The organism is Butyrivibrio sp. (assembly GCF_024699075.1).
Genome location: NZ_JAILQF010000114.1, coordinates 1 through 2,983 on the forward strand (window position 1 = coordinate 1; position 2,983 = coordinate 2,983).

The following is a 2,983-nucleotide window of genomic DNA, read 5'->3' on the forward strand; positions in this document are numbered from 1 at the left end:
TTCTTCATCGACAGTGGAATAACAAGCTGAATCACTGACATTGCAGCCATAACACATACACATTTAAAAACCTGCTTACGATACTCCTTTAAAAGGTTTTTAAGTACTAATACAAAAACTTTCATTTGAGTCAATTCTCCTTTGATGCAATTCTCCGTAAATCCTGCAATTACATTTTGACTCAGAAATCAATGCTTCTTTCATATGCAAACATATACTGCTGCATGACTCCTCCGTAAGGGCGGTATGCTTCTATAGGAAAGCCTTCCGGATAATATTTATCCTGTATCTTGTTCATCCATACATCGATTGGAAATGAATCAAGTCTATAGAAGCCAAAGAGCATGGTGCAATTTGCAACCTTCTTGCCGACTCCATACAAAGAGCAAAGGTTATCAAAAAGCTCTTCATCGCCAAGGCTCTTCCACTTATCAAGATCAACAGCTCCGTCAAAAGCGGCGCGAGCTGCTTTATATATGTACTGGGCGCGGTAGCCAAGACTGCAGGCATTTAAGTCATCCATAGATAAAGATGAAAGCTGCTCTGGTGTAGGGAAAGCGTATAACTTCTCTCCATCAGCTTCTCCTATTACACTTCCTGCTGCCTTACAGATTTTCTCAACAGATGCTTTTATGGCAGGTATGTTTTTCCTCTGAGATATGATGAAAGTAATAAGGGTCTCCCAAGGATCCTGTCTTATAATACGAATTCCATCGCATGCACTGGCAGCACGTTTTAAATAGCTGTCATCTTCCGGAATCCGATCTATTATCTTGCCATAATCTGTATCAAGATCAAAATAATCTTTCCAGATATTATCAAAGTCTGCATCACTGCAGTCCATAGTGACAAGGCCAGATGTCATATCCTGCTCTATATTTAGGATCTTGCCAAATGCTATTATCCTATATTTAATCTTTCCGGATTCTATATCAGATGTGGCACCACCTGTCTCATTTTCCATAATTCTGGTCCACCTAAAGCACTGACCGCTGTCTGCAATCTGCTCAAGGTCAAACTGTTTAAGCTCTAATTTCTTCATAACAAACTCCAAGTATTATTAGTTTTTTTATGCATGTTTGAAGATTGCTACGTTTATACAAAAACTCCAGCAATCTTCAAACATATAATAAGTTATTATGTTATCAGGACAATCTCATCTTAAAGTCTTCATAGCCGAACTTCTTAATAAGTCTTACATCACCTGTTCCATCCATGGCATATATTGATGGAAGGCACATTCCATTGAAGGTGTTATTCTTGACCATGGAGTAGATAGCCATATCTTCAAATACCAGCCTGTCTCCTATCTTGATCTCTTTGTCAAAAGAATAATCGCCTATAATATCCCCTGCAAGGCAGGTGCAGGAAGAGAGCCTGTAGGTGTACTTCTTTTCAGAAGCCTCACCTGAATCTCTAAGCGGCGGACGATATGGCATCTCCAGAACATCAGGCATATGACATGCTGCTGATGCATCTAGTACCAGTATCTTAAGATCGTTGTCTACAATATCAAGAACCTGAGTTACAAGATATCCGGCATTCAGGGCGATGGCTTCGCCGGGTTCGAGATATACTTCTACATTGTATTTTTCTTTTATATTTTTGATACAACTTACTAGCTTTTCTCTATCATAGTCTGCACGGGTGATATGGTGACCACCGCCCATATTGAGCCATTTGATCTGGGGGAGTGATAGATATTTACCAAACTTTTCTTCCACAGCTTTTAAAGTTGTTTCAAGATCATCACTATTTTGCTCGCAAAGAGTATGGAAGTGGAGACCGTCAACATAGTTAAATACATCACTATAATCTGATAAGCCTTTTTCAAATGAAGATAAGGTTATCCCCAGTCTTGATCCGGGTGCGCAGGGATCGTAGATAGCATCTTCCTGCGTGGAACACTCCGGATTTATGCGAAGGCCGATTCCTGGATTCGAAGTCTCATTAGTGCTTTCTTTACTATCAGTTGCACCTTCTGTTCTTCCAGATTTATCATTCTGATCTTGATGAATATCAGCTACGATCTTTCCATATTTACTTAGCTGGGCAAAAGAGTTGAAAATCACGTGATCGCATATTCTTGCAATCTCTTCTATCTCATCTTCTTTATATGCCGGTGAGAAGACGTGATTTTCAAGTCCCATTTCTTCATATCCAAGCTTTGCCTCAAACAGACCACTTGCAGTAGCACCTGCAAGATATTTACCAATAAGAGGATATTCACAGAATGCAGAGAAGGCTTTCTGAGCAAGAAGAATCTTGCAGCCTGCTTTTATACTTACATTCTTTAGTATTTCAAGATTTTCTTTTAACTTCTTTTCATCAATTATATAAGAAGGGGTAGGTATATTTTTAAATTCCACTTTTACATGTAATCCAATCAGAATCAAATAGTGATTGGATTAATCCTTTCTCCCAGTTTCCTGGATATTTTCACAAGCTAATACTACTTATCATTAAAAAAGCCTTTATCAAAAGGCAGGCAATGGCATCATCTGTCAAAGCCTCAATTTCTTTATTATTACTTTCAAAACAGCTAAACTCTCACGCCATATTATAGCATGATTCTTGTTCATAATAGCTTTGCCATCTGCTACCAAAAGTCCTATATTTATATGCCAGTTAAACTCGCAAACGCTTCGCTTTTTGCTTCAAAATGCATTTGCCAAGAAAGCACAGTAACCTAAAAATATCCTAAAAAGCGAAGGCTTTATCACGCTTTTATATATTTTTTCCAAACGAATTGTTCAAAACATGTTTCACTTTGTCAATTATACATATTGTAATAAGATTATCAAATAATTATAATTTCGTTTTGGAAATCAACGAAATAACAAAAAACAATCAAAGGCAAAGCAGATGAAAATCTGTGACGCAAAGCTAAAGGGACTTTAAAATGTCAGCCAGCTGCATTTATTATCAATCTGAAATCAGTGATCACTTTCAGAGATAAAAGCACAAGGCGCCTTAGCTTCGT

General features: G+C 37.8%; 2 protein-coding genes and 1 riboswitch. Both genes read right to left on the reverse strand.

The window, feature by feature from the left end:
- Positions 1–181 precede the first annotated feature (181 nt).
- Positions 182–1,042 carry a DNA-3-methyladenine glycosylase family protein gene (locus K6G87_RS04560; RefSeq protein WP_296834485.1) on the reverse strand — a complete coding sequence of 287 codons (861 nt, stop codon included), beginning with the start codon at positions 1,040–1,042 and terminating at the stop codon, positions 182–184.
- Between the two features lie 103 nt (positions 1,043–1,145).
- The gene (gene nspC / locus K6G87_RS04565; protein ID WP_296834487.1) at positions 1,146–2,369 is read right to left on the reverse strand and encodes a carboxynorspermidine decarboxylase; all 1,224 of its coding nucleotides are present in this window, start codon (positions 2,367–2,369) and stop codon (positions 1,146–1,148) included.
- Positions 2,370–2,845: 476 nt separating this feature from the next.
- A riboswitch (cyclic di-GMP riboswitch) is annotated at positions 2,846–2,921 on the forward strand.
- The last annotated feature ends 62 nt before the right edge of the window (positions 2,922–2,983 follow it).

Excerpts from the sequence above, each read along its gene's own strand:
- K6G87_RS04560 (WP_296834485.1), bottom strand. The coding sequence starts at position 1,042 with ATGAAGAAATTAGAGCTTAAACAGTTTGACCTTGAGCAGATTGCAGAC.